Source organism: Vibrio zhugei (genome assembly GCF_003716875.1).
Classification (GTDB): domain Bacteria; phylum Pseudomonadota; class Gammaproteobacteria; order Enterobacterales; family Vibrionaceae; genus Vibrio; species Vibrio zhugei.
In genome coordinates this window covers 209,915-236,455 of the sequence record NZ_CP033078.1, presented here as the reverse complement: position 1 = coordinate 236,455, position 26,541 = coordinate 209,915, and the positions used below count along the sequence as shown (strand labels likewise).

General features: G+C 47.7%; 16 protein-coding genes, 3 tRNA genes, 3 rRNA genes and 1 pseudogene. 9 read left to right on the top strand and 14 right to left on the bottom strand.

What is annotated here, in order from left to right; genetic code table 11:
• The first annotated feature begins 42 nt into the window (after window positions 1–42).
• Window positions 43–1,383 (top strand): CDP-diacylglycerol--serine O-phosphatidyltransferase, encoded by a 1,341-nt coding sequence (gene pssA, locus EAE30_RS06170; RefSeq protein WP_123015186.1) that lies wholly within the window; start codon window positions 43–45, stop codon window positions 1,381–1,383.
• A 282-nt stretch (window positions 1,384–1,665) separates the two neighbouring features.
• Here the strand turns inward: pssA and EAE30_RS06165 are convergent.
• The 12 genes from EAE30_RS06165 to trxA form a co-directional block, all read right to left on the bottom strand.
• Window positions 1,666–1,742, bottom strand: a tRNA-Asp gene (locus EAE30_RS06165).
• Window positions 1,743–1,789: 47 nt separating this feature from the next.
• A 5S ribosomal RNA gene (rrf, locus tag EAE30_RS06160) occupies window positions 1,790–1,905 on the bottom strand.
• 130 nt (window positions 1,906–2,035) lie between these two features.
• A 23S ribosomal RNA gene (locus tag EAE30_RS06155) occupies window positions 2,036–4,925 on the bottom strand.
• Window positions 4,926–5,268: 343 nt separating this feature from the next.
• Window positions 5,269–5,344 (bottom strand) — tRNA-Ala (locus EAE30_RS06150).
• Between the two features lie 90 nt (window positions 5,345–5,434).
• Window positions 5,435–5,511 (bottom strand) — tRNA-Ile (locus tag EAE30_RS06145).
• 69 nt (window positions 5,512–5,580) lie between these two features.
• Window positions 5,581–7,124 (bottom strand): 16S ribosomal RNA (locus tag EAE30_RS06140).
• The 16S, 23S and 5S rRNA genes sit together here with 3 tRNA genes alongside, the layout of an rRNA operon.
• 567 nt (window positions 7,125–7,691) lie before the next feature.
• Window positions 7,692–8,402: an NAD(P)H-flavin reductase gene (gene fre, locus EAE30_RS06135; protein WP_123015185.1), complete on the bottom strand. Its 711-nt coding sequence runs from the start codon at window positions 8,400–8,402 to the stop codon at window positions 7,692–7,694.
• Between the two features lie 15 nt (window positions 8,403–8,417).
• Window positions 8,418–8,687 (bottom strand): 2Fe-2S iron-sulfur cluster-binding protein, encoded by a 270-nt coding sequence (locus EAE30_RS06130; protein ID WP_123015184.1) that lies wholly within the window; start codon window positions 8,685–8,687, stop codon window positions 8,418–8,420.
• Window positions 8,684–10,537, bottom strand: coding sequence for a 4-hydroxy-3-polyprenylbenzoate decarboxylase (gene ubiD, locus EAE30_RS06125; protein ID WP_123015183.1), 1,854 nt, complete (start codon window positions 10,535–10,537; stop codon window positions 8,684–8,686). Before ubiD ends, EAE30_RS06130 begins: the two co-directional genes overlap by 4 nt.
• Window positions 10,538–10,625: 88 nt before the next feature.
• Window positions 10,626–11,612, bottom strand: coding sequence for a hypothetical protein (locus tag EAE30_RS06120; protein WP_241967718.1), 987 nt, complete (start codon window positions 11,610–11,612; stop codon window positions 10,626–10,628).
• A 98-nt stretch (window positions 11,613–11,710) separates the two neighbouring features.
• Window positions 11,711–12,970, bottom strand: coding sequence for a transcription termination factor Rho (rho, locus tag EAE30_RS06115; RefSeq protein WP_123015182.1), 1,260 nt, complete (start codon window positions 12,968–12,970; stop codon window positions 11,711–11,713).
• Window positions 12,971–13,169: 199 nt separating this feature from the next.
• Window positions 13,170–13,496 (bottom strand): thioredoxin TrxA, encoded by a 327-nt coding sequence (gene trxA / locus EAE30_RS06110; protein ID WP_123015181.1) that lies wholly within the window; start codon window positions 13,494–13,496, stop codon window positions 13,170–13,172.
• A 112-nt stretch (window positions 13,497–13,608) separates the two neighbouring features.
• Here trxA and rhlB point away from each other — a divergent pair, with 112 nt between their 5' ends.
• Together rhlB and gppA are read left to right on the top strand one after the other, a co-directional pair.
• On the top strand, window positions 13,609–14,913 hold the full coding sequence (gene rhlB / locus EAE30_RS06105) for an ATP-dependent RNA helicase RhlB (protein WP_123015180.1): 1,305 nt from the start codon (window positions 13,609–13,611) through the stop codon (window positions 14,911–14,913).
• A 7-nt stretch (window positions 14,914–14,920) separates the two neighbouring features.
• Complete coding sequence (gppA, locus tag EAE30_RS06100) at window positions 14,921–16,414, top strand: guanosine-5'-triphosphate,3'-diphosphate diphosphatase (protein ID WP_123015179.1); 1,494 nt, start codon at window positions 14,921–14,923, stop codon at window positions 16,412–16,414.
• 50 nt (window positions 16,415–16,464) lie between these two features.
• On the opposite strand, the pseudogene EAE30_RS06095 reads toward gppA, so the two are convergent.
• Window positions 16,465–18,327, bottom strand: a pseudogene (locus tag EAE30_RS06095) (hybrid sensor histidine kinase/response regulator); the annotation flags it as partial.
• Window positions 18,328–18,557: 230 nt separating this feature from the next.
• Window positions 18,558–19,757: a 3-phenylpropionate MFS transporter gene (locus tag EAE30_RS06090; protein WP_123015177.1), complete on the bottom strand. Its 1,200-nt coding sequence runs from the start codon at window positions 19,755–19,757 to the stop codon at window positions 18,558–18,560.
• 317 nt (window positions 19,758–20,074) lie between these two features.
• Between EAE30_RS06090 and acs the strand changes: the two genes are divergently transcribed.
• The 6 genes from acs (at window position 20,075) to panF (ending at window position 26,499) form a co-directional block, all read left to right on the top strand.
• Entirely contained in the window at window positions 20,075–22,024 is a 1,950-nt protein-coding gene (acs, locus tag EAE30_RS06085; protein WP_123015176.1) for an acetate--CoA ligase, read from the top strand.
• Window positions 22,025–22,357: 333 nt separating this feature from the next.
• Entirely contained in the window at window positions 22,358–22,807 is a 450-nt protein-coding gene (aroQ, locus tag EAE30_RS06080; RefSeq protein WP_123015175.1) for a type II 3-dehydroquinate dehydratase, read from the top strand.
• A gap of 59 nt (window positions 22,808–22,866) precedes the next feature.
• Window positions 22,867–23,319: an acetyl-CoA carboxylase biotin carboxyl carrier protein gene (gene accB, locus EAE30_RS06075; protein ID WP_123015174.1), complete on the top strand. Its 453-nt coding sequence runs from the start codon at window positions 22,867–22,869 to the stop codon at window positions 23,317–23,319.
• 14 nt (window positions 23,320–23,333) lie between these two features.
• Window positions 23,334–24,674, top strand: coding sequence for an acetyl-CoA carboxylase biotin carboxylase subunit (accC, locus tag EAE30_RS06070; protein ID WP_123015173.1), 1,341 nt, complete (start codon window positions 23,334–23,336; stop codon window positions 24,672–24,674).
• Window positions 24,675–24,758: 84 nt separating this feature from the next.
• Window positions 24,759–25,046 carry a YhdT family protein gene (locus EAE30_RS06065; RefSeq protein WP_123015172.1) on the top strand — a complete coding sequence of 96 codons (288 nt, stop codon included), beginning with the start codon at window positions 24,759–24,761 and terminating at the stop codon, window positions 25,044–25,046.
• Window positions 25,036–26,499, top strand: coding sequence for a sodium/pantothenate symporter (gene panF, locus EAE30_RS06060; RefSeq protein WP_123015171.1), 1,464 nt, complete (start codon window positions 25,036–25,038; stop codon window positions 26,497–26,499). The genes EAE30_RS06065 and panF overlap by 11 nt, the downstream gene beginning before the upstream one ends.
• Window positions 26,500–26,541: the final 42 nt, after the last annotated feature.

The following is a 26,541-nucleotide window of genomic DNA, read 5'->3' as shown; positions in this document are numbered from 1 at the left end:
TGCTAGGTCCGCAATTTTGCACATATAAGGTAAAGCATCCCTATGATTGCTCGTAGACATCCTGTCAAAAAGCTTCCAGCGATCGCGCTATCTCCAGAAAATTTTCAAGTCCTTTTGTCCGCAAAAGACTATCGCGCGAATCTGATTGAGTTAATACGCCATGCAACTCAACGTATCTATATTGTCGCTCTGTACTTAGAAGACGATGAAGCTGGCCGCGAGATTTTGACAGAAATATATGAGGCAAAGCAGCGTAACCCTGGCCTAGATATTCAAATTTGTGTGGATTGGCATCGTGCTCAGCGTGGACGAATCGGTGCTGGAGCCACGCAAGGTAACTCAGCCATGTATGCCGAGTTTGCCAATCGCTACACTCACAGTATCCCCACCTATGGTGTCCCCGTTCGTGGAAGAGAAGTCTTTGGTGTCCTTCACCTGAAAGGTTTTATCATTGACGATACGGTTCTATACAGTGGCGCCAGTATTAATGATGTCTATCTGCATAAGCAAGACCGCTATCGCTTTGATCGTTACCACATAATAGAGAGCCAACCACTGGCTAACTCCATGGTACGCTTTATTAAAGAAGATATGATTGCCCACCCCGCGGTGCATGATTTAAGCAAAGCAGATAAACCCAAGACCAAAGATATTAAACTCGATATTCGCCAATTTCGCGCCTCTCTAGGCCAATCTTATTACGCCTTTGAGCCTCAAGAGGCCGATGAGTCGCAAATTGGTGTCACCCCACTTGTCGGAATCGGTAAACGTCGTAACTTCTTAAACCAAACCATCATTCAAATGATCGCTCAGGCCAAAGAAGAAATTTTTATTTGCACGCCTTACTTTAATTTCCCTAAAAGTGTCGCGAAAGAAGTCAAAAAAGCGATCCGTCGTGGCGTCAAGGTAGACATCGTCATCGGCGATAAAACCGCCAATGATTTCTATATCAGTCCAGATCAACCGTTTAAAACCATTGGTGGGCTGCCTTATCTCTATGAGATTAATCTCCGTCGCTTTGCCAAAATGAATGAAGCGAATATCGCAAGTCGACAGCTTTCCATTCATTTATGGAAACACGATGACCACAGCTTTCACCTCAAAGGGATGTGGGTGGATAAACGCTATATGCTACTCACAGGCAACAACATTAATCCACGAGCGTGGAAACTCGATTTAGAGAATGGCTTACTGATTAAAGATGAGCATCAACACCTCATCTCACAGTTTGAAGAAGAGAAGCACAATATCCTGCAACACACTCAGTTAATTTGCACCTATAAGCAAATAGAAAAGCTCGAAGACTACCCACTACCGGTGCAGCGCTTGGTTCGTAAGATAACGCGAGTCAAAGCTGATCGAGTGCTCAAACAAATCCTCTAGCCTCACTCAAGCATCACCAATGACGTGATGATTCCGTCATAAAAAAGCCCAGCTCTCATAAAGAGCTGGGCTTTTTTAAACGCGATAACTGACCGTCAAACTCACATAGCCTGTAGAAGAAGGAAAAGTCCCAATCCTCAGTGCCTCTTACGCCCTTTGATGCATCATGCTCGCCATGAATGCCCATAAATACGATCAATATATCGATGACGGCTAATGAATAAATGTCAGAATTCTAGACGAAAAAAAGCCTCGTTCAATCGAACGAGGCTTCAAAACAAATGGCGGAACGGACGGGATTCGAACCCGCGACCCCCGGCGTGACAGGCCGGTATTCTAACCAGCTGAACTACCGCTCCGCAAACTGGTTTTTCCATAACGTTAATCACGCTATGTCTTAATTAAAGCTTGGCGATGACCTACTCTCACATGGGGAAGCCCCACACTACCATCGGCGCTATTTCGTTTCACTTCTGAGTTCGGCATGGGATCAGGTGGGGCCAAAATGCTATGGTCGCCAAGCAAATTCTTTATGACTACCGCTTACGCGATACTCATGCAATCTGGAAAGCTGTTTTTATGACTTCTACAAAGCCGTTCTCACACACTCAAGTACTCATTTGAGTCCGTTACAAAACCTTTTTGGTGTTGTATGGTTAAGCCTCACGGGCGATTAGTACAGGTTAGCTCAACGCCTCACAACGCTTACACACCCTGCCTATCAACGTTCTAGTCTCGAACAACCCTTTAGGACGCTTAAAGCGCCAGGGAGAACTCATCTCAAGGCTCGCTTCCCGCTTAGATGCTTTCAGCGGTTATCGATCCCGAACTTAGCTACCGGGCAATGCGTCTGGCGACACAACCCGAACACCAGAGGTTCGTCCACTCCGGTCCTCTCGTACTAGGAGCAGCCCCTTTCAATTCTCCAACGCCCACGGCAGATAGGGACCGAACTGTCTCACGACGTTCTAAACCCAGCTCGCGTACCACTTTAAATGGCGAACAGCCATACCCTTGGGACCGACTTCAGCCCCAGGATGTGATGAGCCGACATCGAGGTGCCAAACACCGCCGTCGATATGAACTCTTGGGCGGTATCAGCCTGTTATCCCCGGAGTACCTTTTATCCGTTGAGCGATGGCCCTTCCATTCAGAACCACCGGATCACTATGACCTGCTTTCGCACCTGCTCGAATTGTCATTCTCGCAGTTAAGCGGGCTTATGCCATTGCACTAACCTCACGATGTCCAACCGTGATTAGCCCACCTTCGTGCTCCTCCGTTACTCTTTGGGAGGAGACCGCCCCAGTCAAACTACCCACCAGGCACTGTCCTCATTCCCGATAAGGGAACCAAGTTAGAACATCAAAACTACAAGGGTGGTATTTCAAGGACGGCTCCATACAAACTAGCGTCTGTATATCAAAGCCTCCCACCTATCCTACACATGTAGGTTCAATGTTCAGTGCCAAGCTGTAGTAAAGGTTCACGGGGTCTTTCCGTCTAGCCGCGGGTACACTGCATCTTCACAGCGATTTCAATTTCACTGAGTCTCGGGTGGAGACAGCGTGGCCATCATTACGCCATTCGTGCAGGTCGGAACTTACCCGACAAGGAATTTCGCTACCTTAGGACCGTTATAGTTACGGCCGCCGTTTACCGGGGCTTCGATCAAGAGCGTCGACCGAAGTCTAACCCCATCAATTAACCTTCCGGCACCGGGCAGGCGTCACACCGTATACGTCATCTTACGATTTTGCACAGTGCTGTGTTTTTAATAAACAGTTGCAGCCACCTGGTATCTGCGACTCTTTTCGGCTCCAAGAGCGAGTCTCTTCACCTATATAGAGCGTACCTTCTCCCGAAGTTACGGTACCATTTTGCCTAGTTCCTTCACCCGAGTTCTCTCAAGCGCCTTGGTATTCTCTACCCGACCACCTGTGTCGGTTTGGGGTACGATTCCTTACAATCTGAAGCTTAGAGGCTTTTCCTGGAAGCATGGCATCAATGACTTCACACCCTTAGGTGCTCGACGTCGTGTCTCAGCCTTGAGTATCCGGATTTACCTAAATACTCAGCCTACGCACTTGAACCTGGACAACCATCGCCAGGCCCACCTAGCCTTCTCCGTCCCCCCATCGCAATTGTAAGAAGTACGGGAATATTAACCCGTTTCCCATCGACTACGCTTTTCAGCCTCGCCTTAGGGGTCGACTTACCCTGCCCCGATTAACGTTGGACAGGAACCCTTGGTCTTCCGGCGTGGGGGTTTTTCACCCCCATTATCGTTACTCATGTCAGCATTCGCACTTCTGATACCTCCAGCAGACTTCTCAATCCACCTTCAACGGCTTACAGAACGCTCCCCTACCCAATGCGATAAATCGCATTGCCGCAGCTTCGGTTTATTACTTAGCCCCGTTACATCTTCCGCGCAGGCCGACTCGACTAGTGAGCTATTACGCTTTCTTTAAATGATGGCTGCTTCTAAGCCAACATCCTAGCTGTCTGAGCCTTCCCACATCGTTTCCCACTTAGTAATAATTTGGGACCTTAGCTGGCGGTCTGGGTTGTTTCCCTCTCCACGACGGACGTTAGCACCCGCCGTGTGTCTCCCGGATAGTACTTACTGGTATTCGGAGTTTGCAAAGAGTTGGTAAGTCGGGATGACCCCCTAGTCTTAACAGTGCTCTACCCCCAGTAGTATTCGTCCGAGGCGCTACCTAAATAGCTTTCGGGGAGAACCAGCTATCTCCGAGTTTGATTGGCCTTTCACCCCTAGCCACAAGTCATCCGCTAATTTTTCAACATTAGTCGGTTCGGTCCTCCAATTGATGTTACTCAATCTTCAACCTGCCCATGGCTAGATCACTCGGTTTCGGGTCTATATCCAGAGACTGTGCGCCCAGTTAAGACTCGGTTTCCCTACGGCTCCCCTAAACGGTTAACCTTGCCACTGAATATAAGTCGCTGACCCATTATACAAAAGGTACGCAGTCACCCCACAAAGGAGGCTCCTACTGCTTGTACGTACACGGTTTCAGGTTCTATTTCACTCCCCTCACAGGGGTTCTTTTCGCCTTTCCCTCACGGTACTGGTTCACTATCGGTCAGTCAGGAGTATTTAGCCTTGGAGGATGGTCCCCCCATATTCAGACAGGATATCACGTGTCCCGCCTTACTCGATTTCACCACAAATGCGTTGTCGGTTACGGGGCTATCACCCTGTATCGCGTGCCTTTCCAGACACTTCACCTGACGCATAAATGGCTTAAGGGCTAATCCGGTTTCGCTCGCCGCTACTTCCAGAATCTCGGTTGATTTCTTTTCCTCGGGGTACTTAGATGTTTCAGTTCTCCCGGTTCGCCTCATTAACCTATGTATTCAGTTAATGATACCTGCTTATGCAGGTGGGTTTCCCCATTCGGACATCGTAGACTCAAGTGGCTCTTACTGCCTCATCTACGCTTATCGCAAGTTAGTACGTCCTTCATCGCCTCTGACTGCCAAGGCATCCACCGTGTACGCTTAGTCACTTAACCATACAACCCAAAAAAGTTTTGGATTGATGAATCAAATCACCAAGGTTTGTCTGCATAACTCTTTGCTTTCACTTTGAAAAGTGAAGACAAAAAGGACATGTTGCAGACTCGATATTGCCGGACTCAATTTTGAATATTCACTGAAAACAGTGAATCCAAGAACACTTGAATGTGTTTTTGTTTGTCTGACCGTTCTATTAAAAGACAATCAGACAATTGAGAACTTTTACAAATACTCTTCTAAAAGAGTATGTTGTCAGCTTTCCAAATTGTTAAAGAGCAATGTGTATCTTTTTACAAAGACACCATTTTTAAGAACACTGCACAGCAATATGCTTAAAGATGGTGGAGCTATGCGGGATCGAACCGCAGACCTCCTGCGTGCAAGGCAGGCGCTCTCCCAGCTGAGCTATAGCCCCATCTAGATGAAAATTTTCAGGAACTAGGCGTTTATTGAGGACGTGTAGTTCGCTACACGACGAAATAAACAACGCCGTTACTGGAAATTTTGGTGGGTCTGAGTGGACTTGAACCACCGACCTCCCGCTTATCAGGCGAGCGCTCTAACCAGCTGAGCTACAGACCCACTAAGGTGCTCTTAACGTTCTAAACCGTATCAATCTGTGTGAACACTCATCGCAATAATCATTCGTAGTAAGGAGGTGATCCAGCGCCAGGTTCCCCTAGCGCTACCTTGTTACGACTTCACCCCAGTCATGAACCACAAAGTGGCAAGCGTCCCCCCGAAGGTTAAACTACCTGCTTCTTTTGCAGCCCACTCCCATGGTGTGACGGGCGGTGTGTACAAGGCCCGGGAACGTATTCACCGTGGCATTCTGATCCACGATTACTAGCGATTCCGACTTCATGGAGTCGAGTTGCAGACTCCAATCCGGACTACGACGCACTTTTTGGGATTCGCTCACTTTCGCAAGTTGGCTGCCCTCTGTATGCGCCATTGTAGCACGTGTGTAGCCCTACTCGTAAGGGCCATGATGACTTGACGTCGTCCCCACCTTCCTCCGGTTTATCACCGGCAGTCTCCCTGAAGTTCCCACCCGAAGTGCTGGCAATCAAGGATAAGGGTTGCGCTCGTTGCGGGACTTAACCCAACATTTCACAACACGAGCTGACGACAGCCATGCAGCACCTGTCTCAGAGTTCCCGAAGGCACCAAAGCATCTCTGCTAAGTTCTCTGGATGTCAAGAGTAGGTAAGGTTCTTCGCGTTGCATCGAATTAAACCACATGCTCCACCGCTTGTGCGGGCCCCCGTCAATTCATTTGAGTTTTAATCTTGCGACCGTACTCCCCAGGCGGTCTACTTAACGCGTTAGCTCCGAAAGCCACGGCTCAAGGCCACAACCTCCAAGTAGACATCGTTTACGGCGTGGACTACCAGGGTATCTAATCCTGTTTGCTCCCCACGCTTTCGCATCTGAGTGTCAGTATCTGTCCAGGGGGCCGCCTTCGCCACTGGTATTCCTTCAGATCTCTACGCATTTCACCGCTACACCTGAAATTCTACCCCCCTCTACAGTACTCTAGCCTGCCAGTTTCAAATGCTATTCCGAGGTTAAGCCTCGGGCTTTCACATCTGACTTAACAGACCACCTGCATGCGCTTTACGCCCAGTAATTCCGATTAACGCTCGCACCCTCCGTATTACCGCGGCTGCTGGCACGGAGTTAGCCGGTGCTTCTTCTGCAGCTAACGTCAAGAATGGTGTCTATTAAACACCACCCCTTCCTCACTGCTGAAAGTACTTTACAACCCGAAGGCCTTCTTCATACACGCGGCATGGCTGCATCAGGCTTGCGCCCATTGTGCAATATTCCCCACTGCTGCCTCCCGTAGGAGTTTGGGCCGTGTCTCAGTCCCAATGTGGCTGATCATCCTCTCAGACCAGCTAGAGATCGTCGCCTTGGTGAGCTCTTACCTCACCAACAAGCTAATCTCACCTGGGCATATCTTGACGCGAGAGGCCCGAAGGTCCCCCTCTTTGGCCCGAAGGCATTATGCGGTATTAGCCATCGTTTCCAATGGTTATCCCCCACATCAAGGCAATTTCCCAGGCATTACTCACCCGTCCGCCGCTCGTCAGCAAAGAAAGCAAGCTTTCTTTCTGTTACCGCTCGACTTGCATGTGTTAGGCCTGCCGCCAGCGTTCAATCTGAGCCATGATCAAACTCTTCAATTAAAGTTTTTTGTGGCTCAATGAATACTGACTTCAAAACTGTTATTTACCGAAATAAATACGTAATTTTAAAGCTATTATCATTCCAACAGAATGATAATGAATTGACTGTGCCGCTATTATTTCTACTTTTGAAAAAGTAAAATCAAAACCGCTCAAGGCTGTTTCTTAATAGCTTTGGTCACTCAGTTCATTGATACCAATTTTGTTTCCGAAGAAACTATTGATTATCATCAATGAGTGCCCACACAGATTGATAGGTTTAAATTGTTAAAGAGCGTTGCTTTAAAAGAAGTTTTCTTTCAGAGCGGAGGTGCATTCTAAAGATTTAATTGAGCGTGTCAAACACTTTTTCAATTTTCTTTTTTAGGATGTCTTATCCTCATCGACCTTGACTGAAGCCTTGTGGCGTCTGCCGTGTCAGTGGTTGGGCATTATAGAGATAATGCCCAACCGCGCAAGCAGTTTTTATAAAAAAATGGAAAAAAACCGCCATTCGCATGTAAAACAGTCAGAATGGTGAAAAATAGGTCTATTCCTCCACCTTTTGCGGGTTTCTATCAGGACTAATTAGATAAATGCGTAGGCATCTGCAAACATTCTTTCTACCAATGCCTGCTTGTTTTCGACAAATTGGGTTCGTGCAGCTCCGGCCATTTCAAAGCGACCCGCTAAATAAATGTCATAATCGGCTAATGATTCAAAATCGTGATTGACCGCTTGAAGAACATTGCCCGTTTTGCCTTGCCAATCATCATCAGCTAACTCTAATACAGGTACAAACGTGACATTAGTGTATTTTTCTGCCAGCGCCGTCAATTCATCCATCAGATAAAGTTGCTCTTTATCTTTTGCGCCCCAATAAAAATGAATCGCTTGCTGCCACGATTGAGCTAAACACTCATCGAGAATCGAACGTACATAACTAAAGCCCGTACCGCCGGCAATCAATAGTAATGGACGCTCACTCTCTTTAACCCAAGCATCACCATGCGGCGCATCAATATCAATCGATGTATCATCACTCAATGCCGTACGCATCGATTCAATCACTTCCCCTGCATAAGCATTGTGTTCTGCTGCGCCAATGTGCAGCTCCAATATCCCATTCGCCTGACTCGGTGCATTGGCAATAGAGAACGGACGCTTATCCTTAAGCCCCATCACGACCATCAAATATTGACCCGCTTTAAAGTCAACTTTATCTTGTGGTTGTAGCAACACCTTATAAGTATGACTTGCTAACGGCTCAATTGACTTCACTTTACATTGTACAATCATGATTATCCTCTACGCTTACTCTTCAAAAGTAAGGACTATATCGCTTTGTGGTATCGCCAAGCAGGCCAAAGCCCATCCTTCAGAACGTTCACGTTCTGTCAGCATCGGTTCGATCTGATAACTGACGTCACCTTGTAATATTTTACATAAGCATGTACCGCATGCTCCTATCCGGCAACGATTAGGCCACGCTATATCGTGATTCAGCGCAGCGGCATGTATCGTCTGTCCATCTATGACTGTAAACTGCCCCCCATTGGGGCTCATTTGCACAGTATGTCTCATAGAATATCTAACTCATCCCAAATTTCATCAATCTGTGCGACTAATTTAGGATCTTTTTTGATTGGTGTGCCCCACTCACGAGTAATTTCATCTTGGCACTTATTGGTGGCATCGAGACCTAAAGCTGAGCCTTGCCGCTCATTCGCTTCTTGACGGACCGTATCACGAGCAGGATCGATTCGGGTAGTCACCGCCCAAATAATGTCATTCCAGTCACGGATATCCACATCCCCATCGCACAACACAACAAATTTAGCATAAGCGTGATTGTTCAAGGCCGCTAGTATGGTCTGCAGTAATTGACGTGACTCCCCAGCACCTTCTTTCTGCATATAAGCAATAATGAACTGGCCAGCAGACGATTCTGGTATATAGACATCTTTCAGCGCGGGATGAGCGAGTTGTAACTCGTTCATGCACTGCGCCACCGCTTGATAAGAGGTTTCTGGCGCCACTTCATGAGTATGCTGTACTTCAACCTCCCATTTCGTCGTGGCATCCCATCCCATTTTTGCGCCTAAGCCAACAACAGGTGACGCAAAATCGAGGGAATCAATGGGAGTATTCTCAATGAGCAAGACATCAGCAGCAGGAACCATGTTCTTGGTGACGGCCTTAATAACGTCATCCCATTGACGGATATCGACATCGTCATCGACCACCAGCACATATTTGGTGTACATGAACTGACGTAAAAAGGACCAGACCCCCATCATCACGCGCTTTGCATGTCCAGGATACTGCTTTTTCATACTCACAACCGCTAGGCGATAAGAACACCCTTCCGGCGGTAAGTAAAAATCCGTAATCTCAGCAAATTGTTTTTGTAAGATAGGAACAAAAACCTCATTCAAAGCCACACCTAGAATAGCAGGTTCATCGGGTGGACGTCCTGTGTAGGTACTGTGATAAATCGGCTTATTACGCATCGTGACATGCGTTACTGTGAACACTCGGTGCATTTCTACTTCATTATAATAACCGGTGTGATCCCCATACGGTCCTTCTTCCGCGTATTCATGAGGGTCAATGTAGCCTTCCAACACAATCTCAGCACTGGCCGGGACTTCTAAATCATTACTGATCGATTTGACCACCTCTGAACGCCGTCCGCGTAATAACCCTGCGAAGGCATATTCGGACAAACTATCAGGAATCGGCGTCACCGCTGCCAAAATGGTTGCCGGATCAGCGCCAAAAGCGACCGAAACGGGAAAACGCTCATTCGGATGTTCATTATTCCAATCTTGAAAATCCAACGCCCCTCCACGGTGCGCCAGCCAACGCATGATGATTTTATTTTTACCTAACTTTTGTTGGCGATAGATACCAATATTCTGACGTTTTTTCGTTGGGCCTTTGGTTATGGTCAAGCCCCACGTCAGCAGCGGTGCGGCATCGTCTTGCCAACAACTCATGACGGGAATGGCATCTAAGTTCACCTCATCGCCTTCCCATACCACCCGTTGGCAAGGCGCTTGCCGTACTTTTTTCACCGGCATATTTAAGACTTGTTTGAACATCGGTAAGGTTTTCAATGCTTCTTTAAACCCTTTCGGTGGCTCAGGCTCCTTCAGAAACGCGAGCAACTTACCCACTTCACGTAACTCTTTGACCGATTCACGTCCCATACCAATGGCGACACGTTCAGGAGTGCCAAACAAGTTGGTCAGTACCGGTATGTTATAACCTATAGGATTTTCAAACAGTAACGCAGGCCCACCAGCACGCAGCGTACGATCACTGATTTCGGTCATTTCATAATGGGGATCGATCGGACGAGTAATGCGTTTTAACAATCCATGCTCTTCGAGATAATGCAAAAAGTCGGGTAAATCTTTAATACTCATAAGTATATTCTGGCTGGTGAAGATACTCGCAGTATAACAAAAGGGCCGTCTTTCGTGCGGGGTTTTATTCTGTGATGCTTTGGCTTTCTCATAACGCGCTTAACGTTTGCATGATGAGTCGTGTTTTCACGTGCCGATTGGAGTTCATAATCTCTTCTAACCAATGACGGTGACCATAGGTGACCAAGGCTTTCGCCGTTAAAGAAGCGTCCTCACTATTTGAAAGACGTTGCACTAAGAACGTCTCGACGTCTTTATCCATTGGATGAATGCTCACTAATTCGTTGATCGCCAGAGACGTCAACTTAGGATTACGAGCCGCCAACATTAACTGAGCAATCGCAAAAGCATCACGATGCGTAGCTAAACGCGATAATTCACCTTCAATCACATGATCTGAACGCATTAACCACAGCAGTTTATACACTTGAGGATCTCGGGTGATACGAGCCAATTTCACCATAACACGAGAGGAAGGCAACCAGCTGGTCACGTTGGTAGCAGTCAGTTGCTTGGTTAAAAAATCAATCGCTGGCCTCGATAAATTATCAAGCTCTCGTAATAATAACTGCTCATGAGCGCTCTTTTTAGGGCCGGATAACCAAGTTTTGAGATCCAACTCGTGCAGCTCTGAATGCAAGATAAAATCCACGGTCTTTTGATCCTGGTCCCAACGCTTCATTAGCCGAAAGCCGATCGTCGGATAATTGAATGCGGGCACAGAAAATTCGTAATCGTGTCCATATTCCATTAATTGATACGTCGGGGACTGGCGATTTTGCTTTTGCACAAAACCATAGAGGGAGGCTGATAAAGCAATGCCATTATTTTCAAAACGACGAAATAACAAATAACGCGCGGCTTCTTGTTGCGGTAAGGCTAACCGCTCCATGGAAAAATTAAGAGCATTGATCTGATTATTAATCGCGAGCTGATACAAATCGCCCACTTTTTGTTGCAGGGTATGATCGTCAAGTACTTCCTGACGCGTTTGCTTGGAGATAATCACGGCCCAAGACGAACTCGTGAAGAGCACCAATATGAGTAGAAGCGTGTACAACATTCCTTGTCGCATAAATCCTCCAGCACAAACCGTACAAGACCTATCCTTATTCTTGTACGGTTTGCAAATAAAAACACCACCTCTAAGGTGGTGTTTTTATTTATTATGGCTTACTGACGTCGCATTGCGTCAAAGAATTCATTATTGGTTTTGGTCATCGCCAATTTATCAATTAAGAATTCCATGGCATCGGACTCACCCATAGGATGAACAATCTTACGTAAGATCCACATTTTCTGTAGTTCATCACTCTTCGTAAGAAGCTCTTCACGACGTGTACCAGAGCGGTTAAAGTCAATCGCTGGGAATACACGTTTTTCTGCAATTTTACGGTTCAGGTGTAATTCCATGTTACCTGTCCCTTTAAATTCTTCGTAGATAACCTCGTCCATTTTAGAACCGGTATCAACAAGCGCCGTGGCAATAATGGTCAAACTGCCGCCTTCTTCGACATTACGAGCCGCACCGAAGAAACGCTTAGGACGATGCAATGCATTCGCATCCACACCACCAGTCAATACTTTACCAGAGGAAGGAACCACCGTGTTGTAAGCACGCGCAAGACGAGTAATCGAGTCAAGAAGAATAACCACATCTTTTTTGTGTTCAACCAAACGCTTCGCTTTTTCAATCACCATTTCGGCAACTTGTACGTGACGGTTCGCTGGCTCATCGAACGTCGATGCGACCACTTCGCCTTTCACAAGACGTTGCATTTCGGTCACTTCTTCAGGACGCTCATCGATCAGTAGAACCATCAACTCACATTCAGGATGATTGTAAGCAATGCTTTGAGCGATGTTTTGTAGCAGCATGGTTTTACCCGCTTTTGGCGGTGCCACAATCAAACCACGTTGGCCTTTACCGATAGGCGATGCGAGATCGAGAACGCGAGCCGTAATATCTTCGGTCGAGCCATTACCACGTTCCATGACCATACGTTCATTGGCATGTAACGGTGTTAAGTTTTCAAAGAGAATTTTGTTGCGGGCGTTGTCTGGTTTATCGCGGTTAACCGTGTTCACTTTCAATAAGGCAAAGTAACGCTCGCCTTCTTTGGGTGGGCGAATTTTGCCCGCAATAGAGTCACCGGTACGTAAATTAAAGCGACGAATTTGGCTTGGTGATACGTAAATGTCGTCCGGTCCAGCCAAATAAGAGCTGTCTGAGCTGCGTAAGAAACCAAAACCGTCTTGAAGTATTTCCAGCACCCCATCACCAAATATATCTTCACCACTTTTCGCATGCGCTTTAAGGATGGAGAATATAATGTCTTGTTTTCTTAGACGCGCTAGGTTTTCAAGGCCTAAGCTTTCGCCAAGCTTCACAAGATCAGACACGGGTCTGTTCTTCAATTCTGTTAGATTCATTGTGGCGGATTCTTGTTTAGTCAAAATAGGATCTGTTTTCTAGTTAAAGTAAGATGGATTTGGTCTCAGGATTGACCAAGAAGTGAACACTTGTTTAATTTACGTGCGATAAATTAGCACTAAAACTTATTGTAGTCTATAAAATGTTTCTAGAAAAAACAAACCGCACATATTTCTATGTACGGTTTATGTAACGCGATTATAGGTTCGCGTCTAGGAACTCTTTCAGCTGAGTTTTTGATAGCGCACCGACTTTGGTTGCCGCTACATTGCCGTTCTTAAAGAGAAGCAAGGTTGGAATGCCGCGAATACCATATTTTGGTGGTGTTCCCGCATTTTGGTCAATGTTTAGCTTACCGATTGTGAGTTTACCCGCATATTCATCTGCGACTTCTTCTAGAATCGGAGCAATCATTTTACAAGGACCACACCATTCTGCCCAAAAATCGACAAGAACAGGGCCTGCAGCATTAATCACATCAGCTTCGAAACTGTCATCAGTTAGCTGCAAAAATTTATCACTCATCTTCAACTCCAATGTGTTTTTTCTGAACTGGTCGTGTATCACCAGTAAATAGATTCCCCTATTGGAATGTATTTACTTCCGTATTGCAAGCGTAAGCTGATATTCTATAGGAATGAAAAAGACGCATATCACAGAGCACAAGTTCGCCGACTTCGGTTTACAGCCGCAAGTCATTGAAGGATTGGAAAAAAAAGGGTTCGAGTATTGTACCCCTATCCAAGCCAAGGCGTTGCCGGTATTGCTCGCCGGCCGAGACATTGCAGGCCAGGCCCAAACAGGGACTGGTAAAACCCTCGCGTTTCTTACTGCTACATTCAACCACTTACTGACTACACCGGAGAACGAAGGTCGTAAACCGAACCAACCGCGTGCCATTATTATGGCGCCGACTCGTGAGTTGGCTATTCAGATTTACAACGATGCAGAAGGCCTGATTGAAAGCACTGGCATTCAAGCGGCACTGGCTTACGGTGGCGAAAGCTACGATAAGCAATTAGAAAAAATCAACGCTGGCGTCGATATTCTGATTGGCACCACCGGTCGTATTATCGACTTTTTTAAGCAAAAAGCCTTTAATCTGAACCACATCCAAGCGGTTGTCCTCGATGAAGCGGATCGCATGTTTGATTTAGGCTTTATTAAAGACATTCGCTTTTTGTTCCGTCGTATGCCTGAGCCGAAAGATCGCCTCAATATGTTATTCTCGGCAACGCTCTCTTACCGAGTGCAAGAGTTGGCATTTGAACATATGAATGAACCAGAACATGTGGTGATTGAACCGGCACAAAAAACCGCGGCACGGGTACAAGAAGAGCTGTTCTATCCATCAAACGAACACAAAATGGCACTTCTACAAACCATTATTGAAGAAGAATGGCCAGATCGTGCGATTGTTTTCGCCAATACCAAACACCAATGTGAAAAAGTATGGGGTCACTTAGCGGCCGATCAACACCGTGTTGGCCTACTCACCGGTGATGTCCCGCAGAAAAAACGTGAGCGTATCCTTGAGCAATTTACCGCAGGTGAAGTCGACATCTTAGTGGCTACCGATGTGGCTGCGCGTGGTTTGCACATTCCTCTGGTCACACACGTGTTTAACTATGATCTACCGGACGACAGTGAAGATTATATTCACCGCATCGGTCGTACTGGTCGTGCTGGCGAAAGCGGTCTGTCGATTAGCTTTGCGTGTGAAGAGTACGCCATTAACCTGCCAGCCATTGAAGAAACCATTGAACATTCGATCATCGTTTCTGACTATGACCCAACGGCACTGTTAACCGATTTACCTAAGCCATTAACGCTACGTAAATCCAATCAACGTCGCACTAATACGGGTGGTTCTCGTTCAGGCAATAACAATAAGCGTAAGCCTCAACGTCGCCCTCGTCAGAGCAATAACAAGGATTCATAACTGACCCATGCGCCCTAATGTCTCTTCACCGCTCTATGCAGCGATTGATCTAGGATCGAATAGTTTTCATATGCTTATCGTCAGACATATCGATGGCAGTGTGCAAACTATGGCGAAAATAAAACGCAAAGTTCGTCTAGCCGCGGGACTCAATGAAGACAATTCTCTTAGCCACGAAGCCATGCAACGAGGTTGGGATTGTTTAAGTCTGTTTGCCGAACGCTTGCAAGATATTCCTCAAGAGAATATTCGTATTGTCGGCACGGCCACGCTACGCACAGCGACCAATGTGAACGAGTTTCTTGAAAAAGCGAATCAGATTCTGGGACAAGACATCAATGTGATTCCAGGCGAAGAGGAAGCGGCGACAATTTATAAAGGTGTCGCACATACATCGGGAGGAATTGGTCGCCGTTTAGTGGTCGATATTGGTGGCGCGAGTACAGAGTTCATTATTGGAGAAGGTTTTGAAGCGAAGGCACTCACCAGTTTGAAAATGGGATGTGTCACATGGCTTGAACGCCATTTTAAAGATCGCGAGTTGAATCAAACCAACTTTGATCACGCGATCGAAGCGGCCAAGCAGACACTGTCGCCCATTGTGGAACAGTACTGTCAGCTTGGCTGGGATATTTGTGTCGGTGCCAGTGGTACAGTCCAAGCCCTGCAAGAAATCATGTTGGCGCAAGGGATGGATGAGGTCATCACCTTACCAAAACTTAAGCGCCTTCAAAAACAAGCGATGTTGTCTGATCACTTAGAAGAGTTGGAGATTGAAGGCTTAACCTTAGAAAGAGCCTTAGTTTTCCCAAGTGGTTTGTCTATCTTAATCGCGATTTTTGAGTCGTTTGGCATTGAAGAAATGACGCTAGCCGGCGGCGCCTTGCGAGAAGGTCTGGTCTATGAAATGGTCGATGGGTTACGTCAAAATGATATTCGCGCCCGAACGATCACCAGTATCCAACACCGTTATCAACTCGACCAAGCCTATGGCGAACAAGTCGCGGCATTAACCAGCGATCTACTGGCGCAATGTGGCGGAAGTGACTGGGTAGAAGAGCCTCATGCAGAAATGTTGCTACGCAGTGCGGCTCATCTCCATGAAATCGGTTTAAGTATTGATTTCAAAAAAGGGGGCGAGCACAGTGCCTATTTACTGCAACATCTCGATTTGCCGGGCTATACCCGCGCGCAAAAATTTTATTTAGGTGAAATTGCGCGCCGCTATCGAGAGCAGCTCACTTCGTTACCAGAGCAACATGCGTTATCGGCCAGCAGCGCCAAACGTATTTTGCGGTTATTGCGGATTGCCGTGATATTGAGTCATCGCCGCCATCATACGTTGATGCCGGATTTCTCTCTCCACGCTGATGGGGACAACTTAACGCTGACGCTATCGCAAGACTGGCTAGAGCGTAATCCCCTTACCCGCGCAGAATTAGAGTTGGAAGCCAACCGACAAAGCGACATTGGCTGGCCGTTAACCATTAACACGGATTAGCGTCTTCTCACTCGCCATAGACTGAAACGCTCTCTTATTGAGGGCGTTTTTTATTCATGCCCCTCTTTGCGCACATGCTGCATCAGTAAGCTACGTAACTTTAATGGCTTCACTGGCTTTGCAATGAATGAAAAACCATGAGTGTCGACGGTATCGAGAATATCCGGCGTGCGGTCAGCGCTGATCACGACACCGGTAAACCCACTGCCTAAGCGCAAGCGAAATTGCTGTAAGACTTCCAAACCGGTACGCTGATTCTCTAATCGATAGTCGGATAAAATCACATCTGGCACCCAATACTGCTCCAACACTTGCAAGCTACTGACAATGTCCGTCGCCACCCGAACTTCACACCCCCAGCGTGACAGCAATTGTGCCATGCCATCTAGGATGGTCGTATCATTATCAACGCACAGAACCCGCAATCCTGCGACATCATGAGAGGGCGTCGACTCTTGCACGGCTCGCCTCTCCATGGGCGGGGATAACGTGGCTTCCGAGTCATCCCGGTGTAATGTCAAAGAAAACACACTGCCTTTGCCGGGCCAAGAACGCATCTGAATCTTATGTCCCAGTACTTGAGCAATACCTTTAGAAATCGCCAACCCTAATCCTAACCCTTGATCACTGCGGGTCTGCGTACCTCGGGTAAACTCATCAAAGATCACCGCTTGTTTCTCTTCCTCTATCCCCATGCCATTATCCCAGACTTCGACACTGACTCCCTGCGGAACATGACGGACCCCCAGTACGATTTTGCCCTCGGCGGCATAACGGAATGCATTGGTCAAAAAGTTCTGAATCACTCGGCGCAATAATCTCGGGTCGGATTTGACTCGGACACTCGACGGGACCATAACAAACTCAATACCGTGTTGTAGGGCCGATGCGGAAAACTCCGCATTCAAGGGTTGTAACACCTCATTAAGTAAAAAGCCGCGAGGGTGGACAGCCAGCTGACCGGACTCCAAACGAGAAATATCCAAAAGGTCGCTAATCAACTCCTCTGCCGCCAGCAAGGAACGCTCAATATGCTGGGCAAGTTGCGATGCCTCCGCTTGCTTAGCCACATCGGCAAGCGAAGAAGAAAACAATCGCGCCGCATTGAGCGGCTGCATGAGATCGTGACTCACCGCGGCCAAAAAGCGCGACTTCGACCGCGATTCGTGTTCAGCGCGCTGTGTGGCCTGCACCAATTGCTTATTCAAATTTTCTAATTCTTGCGTGCGTCTTAACACGCGCTCTTCAAGGTACTCATTCGCCTCTTTCAAGCGTTGCTCAACCTGCCGAAAGGTGGTGATATCATTGAAACTCATCACGAAACCGCCTCCGGGCATCGGATTGCCTTGCACCTCGATGACTTTACCGTCTGGGCGTTGCCGAGCGGAGGTGTGAGGATGGCCTTGCTGTAAAAAGCGAACCCGCTTGTTAACGTGCTCTTCCACATCCCCCGGACCACAGAAGCCGTGCTCGGCATTAAAACGAATGATATCGGCGATCGGCCGCCCCACCTGAATCAATTCAGGAGGAAACTCAAACAACTCTAAATAACGCTGGTTCCAAGCCACCAAACGTAAATGCTTATCGACAACGGATAGCCCTTGGCTAATATGCTCAATAGACCCTTGTAATAGTCCGCGACTAAAATCATACAATTGTGAGGCTTCGTCGACGATGGTCGCCACATCGTCGACATTCAGATGGCATCCTTGCAGCGCCGAGTTCAACACTAACCGGGCTGAAGACGTCCCAAAGACATCCGCCAGCACTCTTTCCGTATGATCAATCAGCGCTGGTGACGCTGGCATAGACGGTTGACAGCTCTCATCATATTGCGAAAAGGCCGCACGGGCACGTTGCTCGCCAACAAACCGTGCGGTCAGCGCTTCCAGTTCACCCACCGTCACGCGACTTGGGTCCATCGCTCTATGGCTATGACTCCATGGCCACGGGCGACGTAATCCGCCAGTACGTCTCGTCGTATACCACCCCACTACCACAGCGAGCAGACTGAAACAGACAAATAAGACCACGATGCTCTGCCATCCTTGCATGGGTTCCCTTCCATTATGCGACATAAAAAAACCTCACCGATGACGGCGAGGTTTTTAATAAAACGCACATACGCTTGGTAAACAATCGATTAACGAAGGTTCTGTGCGGAAGGTTCGCTTTTTATCATGGAAGATTCATCTAACTGAGATCTTGGTAAATCCAAGCGAATGAATAGCGCGGCAACCCCCATCGCAGCCATCACCCAAAAAACCTGTCCACCCCATTCTTCAAAAGCCCAGCCACTGAAAATCGTCAACAACGCCACACTGCCCCCTAAAGCAATGGCGTTATACAAGGCTTGCATGGCCACCATGCGATGCTCCGATCCCATTTGGATGTATTTCATCCCTGCTAAATGCGCTAAGGCATACGTTAAACTGTGGAGCATTTGAATGACAATCAGCGGTAATAACGCGGTGGTCATGGCCGCTAAGCCCCAGCGAACCGCCACCGCCAAAGCAGCGATGGTAAATAAAGTTTTGACGGGGACATGGGCAAACCATCGACGGCTAAAGGCAAACAGCATGACTTCCATGAGTACGCCCAAGCTCCATAAATAGCCGATGGTTTCTTCCGAGTACCCCGCTTGCTTCCAATAAATTGAGCCAATCGAATAATACGCCGCATGGCTGCCTTGGATAAGCGCTTCCAGCAGTAAAAACTTAACAATGGACCACTCTCGTAATAATGCCAGCAGCTTGGGTCGTGGACGAGTGAGAAATTCCCCCTCGGTTTTGGGCGCGGGGTTAGGCGTACGCAAACTCAAAATAAAGTTCGCTGCCAAGCCTCCTAAACACGAAAACAAAATCCACTGATGCCCCCAATTGGCCGCAAGGTATCCGACCGCCGTCGAGCCAACAATAAACGCAATCGACCCCCAAACTCGGGTCGAACCATAATCGAGTAACTGATGCTTGGCATAATAGTTCGCCATAGAATCAGGCAACGGCATCATCGGGCCCATCGTGATATTAAAGAGCACCGTAATCACCGCTAGTAGCCAAAAATCCCCTCCGGCAACGAAATACAAGGTTCCAAAAATAAGAGTCGCCAATGCAAACCAGCGCAGTGCGGGGACCAAATGTTCCACTTTATGAATGCGAGGCGTCAGAAATACATTGGCTAAACAACGGGCGGCAAACCCTAAACCAATCAGAGTACCAATATGCGCCGCCGAGACACCTTGAGATTCAAACCACAGCGCCCAAAAAGGCAAATACACACCATAAGAGAAGAAAAATCCGAACAGGTATTGGGAAACCCATCCATAGGGCGAAGCGGTGAACATACAACATCCTTATATTAGTACGGCATCAGTAAGTGCTTATTATGTCTGTATCTTTAGTCAAATGATAACGAATTATTCGAGACGCTTTGTTTCCTTTTTATCAACAAACAAGCGCAGATGCTGCTGCGATACACTCAATTACTGCGTAAGTACCTCACCGCATCATCGCATTTTTGCCACCTCCATCACGGCATACAAAGACCTACTCCTAAAGTCTAATTGTACAAACGCTTTCTCTGACTGATGGTTATGAGAACCTATCGGTCGAATTATCCGCGTTCATTCGTTAAGTGAATGAGGTTTCAAGGAGAAGAGTAATGAGTTCAAGCCGTCTATACCCTGTCAAACAAACCATTGCCGACACAACACATGCCGACAACGAAACCTATTTATCCATGTACCAACAATCGATCAATGATCCTGATGCCTTCTGGTCACAACACGGCAAAATAATCGATTGGATCACACCATTCACTCAAGTCAAACAGACATCATTTGATACTGGACATGTCGACATCCGCTGGTTTGGTGACGGAACCCTGAACGTGTCAGCCAACTGTATCGATCGTCACCTCGCCGATCACGGTGACGACATCGCGATCATTTGGGAAGGCGACGATCCAAACGATGATGCCAAGATCACCTTTAATGAACTGCACCAGCGTGTGTGTCGTTTCGCCAATGCTCTCAAAGCGCAAGGGGTCAAAAAAGGCGATGTCGTCTGTTTATATATGCCCATGGTACCGGAAGCCGCCGTTGCCATGCTGGCGTGTACTCGTATTGGCGCGGTGCATACCGTTGTCTTTGGTGGTTTCTCTCCCGATGCACTCGCGGGACGTATCATTGACTCACAAGCCAAAGTCTTGGTGACCGCAGACGAAGGGGTCCGCGCAGGCCGCACGGTGCCATTGAAAAAGAATGTCGACGATGCGCTTACTCACCCAGAGACGAATATCATCGACAGCGTAATTGTCTTCAAACGGACTGGCGCTGATATCGCTTGGCATACAGAGCGCGATGTGTGGTGGCACGACAGCGTAGCTCAAGTCTCCGACGACTGTCCTCCAGAAGCCATGAACGCCGAAGATCCGCTATTTATTCTCTACACCTCCGGCTCGACAGGCAAACCGAAAGGGGTCTTGCACACCACCGGCGGCTACTTAGTCTATGCCGCAATGACGTTTAAATACGTCTTTGATTACCAAAAAAGCGATGTCTATTGGTGTACCGCCGATGTGGGTTGGATCACCGGACACACGTATTTGGTTTACGGTCCCCTTGCAAACGGAGCCACCACCATTATGTTTGAAGGGGTTCCCAATTACCCCAGCTCGCGCCGTATGAGTGAGGTAATAGATAAACATCAAGTCTCGCTACTGTATACCGCGCCAACCGCGATTCGTGCCTTGATGGCAAGAGGCGATGAAGCGGTGCAAGGCACGCAACGGTCGAGCTTACGTGTCATGGGGTCGGTCGGTGAGCCCATCAATCCAGAAGCATGGGAGTGGTACTATCACGCCATTGGTAATGGCAATTGCCCGATCGTGGATTCTTGGTGGCAAACGGAAACCGGCGGCATTTTAATTACGCCGTTACCCGGCGCGACGGCCTTAAAACCAGGCTCCGCTACTCGCCCGTTCTTTGGAGTACAACCGGGGCTCGTCGACAACAGTGGGCAGCTTCTTGAAGGCGAAGCCGAAGGGAACTTAGTCATTCTTGACTCATGGCCCGGCCAAATGCGCTCTATCTATGGCGATCATGACCGATTTGAACAGACCTACTTTTCAACCTTTAAAGGAATGTACTGTACTGGTGATGGCGCCAAACGAGATGAAGATGGGTATTACTGGATCACCGGACGTGTCGATGATGTGCTAAACGTCTCCGGTCACCGTATGGGCACCGCAGAAATTGAATCCGCTTTAGTGGCTTTTGATAAAATCGCGGAAGCTGCGGTTGTTGGCGTGCCTCACGACATCAAGGGCCAAGCGATTTATGCTTATATCACCTTAAATGACGGTGTGTATCCTGACGCAAACCTACATAAAGAAGTCAAAGATTGGGTGCGCAAAGAAATCGGGGCCATCGCGACACCGGATATCATGCACTGGACTGATGCCTTACCCAAAACACGCTCAGGAAAAATCATGCGTCGTATTTTACGTAAAATTGCGACAGGTGATACGGGCAATCTTGGCGATACTTCAACCTTGGCCGATCCTAGCGTAGTTGATACGCTGATGTCTGAGAAAGCGCTCTACCAATAAGAGCATGCCTCATTTTTTCGTCAAACCGCACGAAATACGTTCGTATTTCGTGCCTTCTTGCTACATCCACTATCACGTTTTTACGGTGTGATATTCATTGTCCTATCAAGAAACATGAAGAATGGTCGCTAAATGAATTAGGGTGTTAATTTTACTCATTTAGAAATAAACTATGTCATTAGACCAGTAAATTGCTGCCATTTGCTGTGAATTAGCTATAATCATGGTCAACTTTTGAAAGACGGCGTAGTTTTGACAAAAAATTGGCGTCAAAACTACACTTATAAAGGTATAGTTTACGTTCCAGCGACTATATAGGAAGATAACTGCACAATGACTGCAAAATTACGCATTCTTGTACTCAATGGACCAAACCTAAATTTATTAGGTTTACGAGAACCCGCTCATTATGGCTCAGCGACACTCGAGCACATTGTCACACAATTACGTGACCAAGCGGATCAAGCAGGCATAGAGCTCGAGCACCTTCAATCAAACCGTGAGTACGAATTGCTCGAGGCGATTCACAATGCTTACGGTCAAGTAGACTTTATCATTATCAATCCGGCAGCGTTTACACATACCAGTGTGGCACTGCGTGATGCACTACTTGGGGTTAACATTCCGTTTATTGAAGTGCATCTTTCTAATATACATGCACGTGAAGCGTTCCGTCATCACTCCTACTTGTCTGATAAGGCTCAAGGGGTGATTTGTGGATTAGGCGCACAGGGCTACCAATTCGCTTTGTCTGCAGCCATCAACACTCTGCAAGCAAAGTAAAGAATCACTCTGCAGTGCCACATGGCACTGTCTTACACACAGATAAAGAGAAAGAAACAATGGATATTCGTAAAATCAAGAAGCTTATTGAACTCGTTGAAGAATCTGGCGTTGCTGAGCTAGAAATTTCTGAAGGCGAAGAATCAGTACGAATCAGCCGTAACACAGCAGCACCTGCGCCTGTACATTACACCGCCGCTCCTGCGCCAGCACCAGTGGCTCAAGCTGCACCTGCAGCTCAACCTGCTGCGACGCCTGCGCCAGCCGCTCAACCTGCTGGTCACCAAGTGCTTTCTCCAATGGTCGGTACCTTCTACGGCGCACCAAGCCCTGATGCAAGCCCATTTGTCACTGTGGGTCAAAGCGTTAACGTTGGTGACACACTATGTATCGTTGAAGCGATGAAAATGATGAACCAAATCGAAGCGGATAAAGCGGGCGTTGTGACAGCAGTTCTACTTGAAGATGGTCAACCGGTCGAATTTGATCAGCCACTCATCATCATCGAGTAAGCGAGGCTGTCCCTATGTTAGACAAAATTGTCATCGCTAACCGAGGCGAGATCGCACTACGTATTCTTCGCGCCTGTAAAGAACTCGGTATTAAGACAGTCGCCGTACACTCAACCGCTGACCGCGATCTTAAGCACGTACTGCTCGCAGACGAAACCATTTGTATCGGTTCAGCACGCAGTATCGATAGCTACTTAAATATTCCGCGCTTGATCTCAGCTGCAGAAGTCAGTGGCGCAGTCGCGATTCACCCAGGCTACGGTTTCTTATCTGAAAACGCGGATTTTGCAGAGCAAGTGGAACAATCCGGTTTCACCTTTATCGGTCCACGTGCAGAAACCATCCGCATGATGGGCGACAAAGTGTCGGCAATCAATGCGATGAAACGCTCTGGCGTGCCTTGTGTTCCGGGTTCAGATGGCCCACTAGACAATGACGCTGCGAAAAACAAAGCACACGGTAAGCGTATCGGCTACCCTGTCATCATCAAAGCCTCTGGTGGCGGCGGTGGTCGTGGTATGCGCGTTGTACGTCGTGAAGAAGACCTAATTGAAGCCATTGATATGACTCGTGCTGAAGCGAAAGCCGCTTTTGATAACGATATCGTATACATGGAAAAATACCTTGAAAACCCACGCCACGTGGAAGTTCAAGTATTAGCTGACGGTCAAGGTAACGCGATTCACCTAGGTGAACGTGATTGCTCAATGCAACGTCGTCACCAAAAAGTTGTGGAAGAAGCGCCAGCACCGGGTATCACTGATGAAATGCGTAAATACATCGGTGAACGTTGTACGCGTGCTTGTATCGAAATCGGCTACCGCGGTGCCGGTACATTCGAATTCTTGTACGAAAATGGTGAATTCTTCTTTATCGAAATGAATACTCGTGTTCAAGTCGAGCACCCAGTGACTGAAATGGTGACTGGTGTGGATATCATTAAAGAACAATTGCGCATTGCAGCCGGTCAACCTTTGTCATTTACTCAAGATGATATTAAGATTCGTGGCCACGCTGTCGAGTGTCGTATTAACGCGGAAGATCCAGAACGTTTCCTACCCTCTCCAGGTAAAATTGAAATATTCCACTCTCCAGGCGGTATGGGCGTTCGTTGGGAATCTCATATTTACTCTGGTTACACGGTTCCACCGTACTACGACTCAATGATTGGTAAGTTGATCACTTACGGTGAAAATCGCGATGTTGCTATCGTTCGTATGCGTAATGCACTGAACGAAATGATTGTTGAAGGGATTAAAACCAATATCTCATTACAACAATCCATCATGTTGGATGAACACTTCCAACGTGGCGGTACTAACATCCATTATTTAGAGAAGAAGCTAGGCTTGTAATTCCCCCTACGCTCTCTTTATAAATCACAAAGGTCACCTCATCGGTGGCCTTTTCATTTATCTGCCTTATTAACAGGAGTACGCATGACTAAGCTTGCTGATTTATACCGTCAGGCGCACAAAGAAGCGATTCTCGCGCTGGCCTTAGCGGGATTGTATTTTATTTGGTGGTATGCGACTGCCTATGGCTTTGCTCCCGATGAACAAGACACGCAATTACCCACGTTAGTCATGGGATTCCCTGTCTGGTTTTTCTTATCCTGCGTTGTCGGGCCGGTTCTGTTTTGTGGCTTATGCTACCTCATGGTGAAAATGTTCTATAAAGACATCCCACTCGACCCAACTGAGGAGGAAAACAACGATGAACAGTGAACTGCTCATTCCTTTAGTGGTTTACCTTGTAGCGGTCTTTGCTTTGGCAGCCTTTACTCGACGCTTCAAAAGCAAAAATCACTTCCTCAATGAATACTTCGTGGGTGGACGCAGTATGGGCGGCTTCGTCCTTGCGATGACCCTGGCAGCAACCTATGCCAGTGCGAGTAGCTTCATTGGCGGACCTGGCGCTGCCTATAAAATGGGATTAGGCTGGGTACTACTCACCATGATCCAATTGCCAGTAGCGTGGCTAACACTGGGAGTATTGGGTAAAAAATTCGCCATCGAAGCGCGCCGCCATAACGCTGTGACAGTCAACGATATTCTCTACGCCCGCTTTCAAAGTCGCGCTGTCGTGATCATCGCCTCGCTGTCTTTATTACTCGCTTTTTTTGGCATCATGGTGGTGCAATTTGTCGGTGGAGCTCGCTTGTTGCAAACCGTCACGGGGCTACCTTATGAACAGGGTTTGTTTATTTTTGCACTCACCGTCGGTCTTTACACAACCATTGGTGGGTTCCGCGCGGTCGTGCTCACCGATGCAGTACAAGGTATCATGATGCTCATTGGTACTGGCGCGTTACTCGCCGGTGTCATTCATGCCGGTGGCAGCTTTAGCGATTTAGTGATTAAGTTGCACGACATCGATCCAAGCTTGATTACGCCCTATGGCCCTCACCACTTCTTGAGCCAACCTTTTATTCTCAGTTTTTGGATGCTGGTGTGTTTTGGCGTGATAGGACTTCCCCATGCGGCGGTGCGCTGTATGTCTTACCGCGACAGCCGCTCCGTGCATAAAGGGATCATCATCGGCACCATCGTTGTGGCGCTGCTGATGTTTGGCACCTCGCTTTCTGGCGCATTAGGCCGTGCATTAATCCCACATGTGAACAGTCCGGATCAAATCATGCCAACGCTCATGATGACCGTATTGCCTCCGGTGGTGGCAGGAATCTTTCTCGCGGGCCCAATGGCGGCGATCATGTCAACCATTGATTCACAGCTCATTCAAGCATCAGCAACGATATTGAAAGATCTCTACCTGAATTACATCAATCCATCACTGGCTGACAAACCGAACAGCGAACGCAAACTCAATCGTCTGTCATTGTGGGTGACCGCCATTTTTGCGCTGCTAGTTTTTTGTGCCGCGACCAACCCTCCAGATATGATCATTTGGCTTAACCTGATGGCTTTTGGTGGCTTACAGGCGGCTTTCTTATGGCCATTAATGTTGGGGTTATATTGGCAACGAGCATCCGCGACTGGGGCGCTGTGCTCTATGATCAGTGGAATCGGACTGTTCACGGTGCTAAGCTGGTTTAAGCCGGATCTAGGGGGCGTTCACCCCATCGTTCCCACCCAAGTCGTCAGCTTACTTGTGTTTGTGATCATGAGCCGACTCAAACCAAGCTCTCCCCGCAAACTCGCCGCTCAAACCGCCGAATAATACTACTGATATGCACAACGGAGTCGCTGGCTCCGTTGTGCA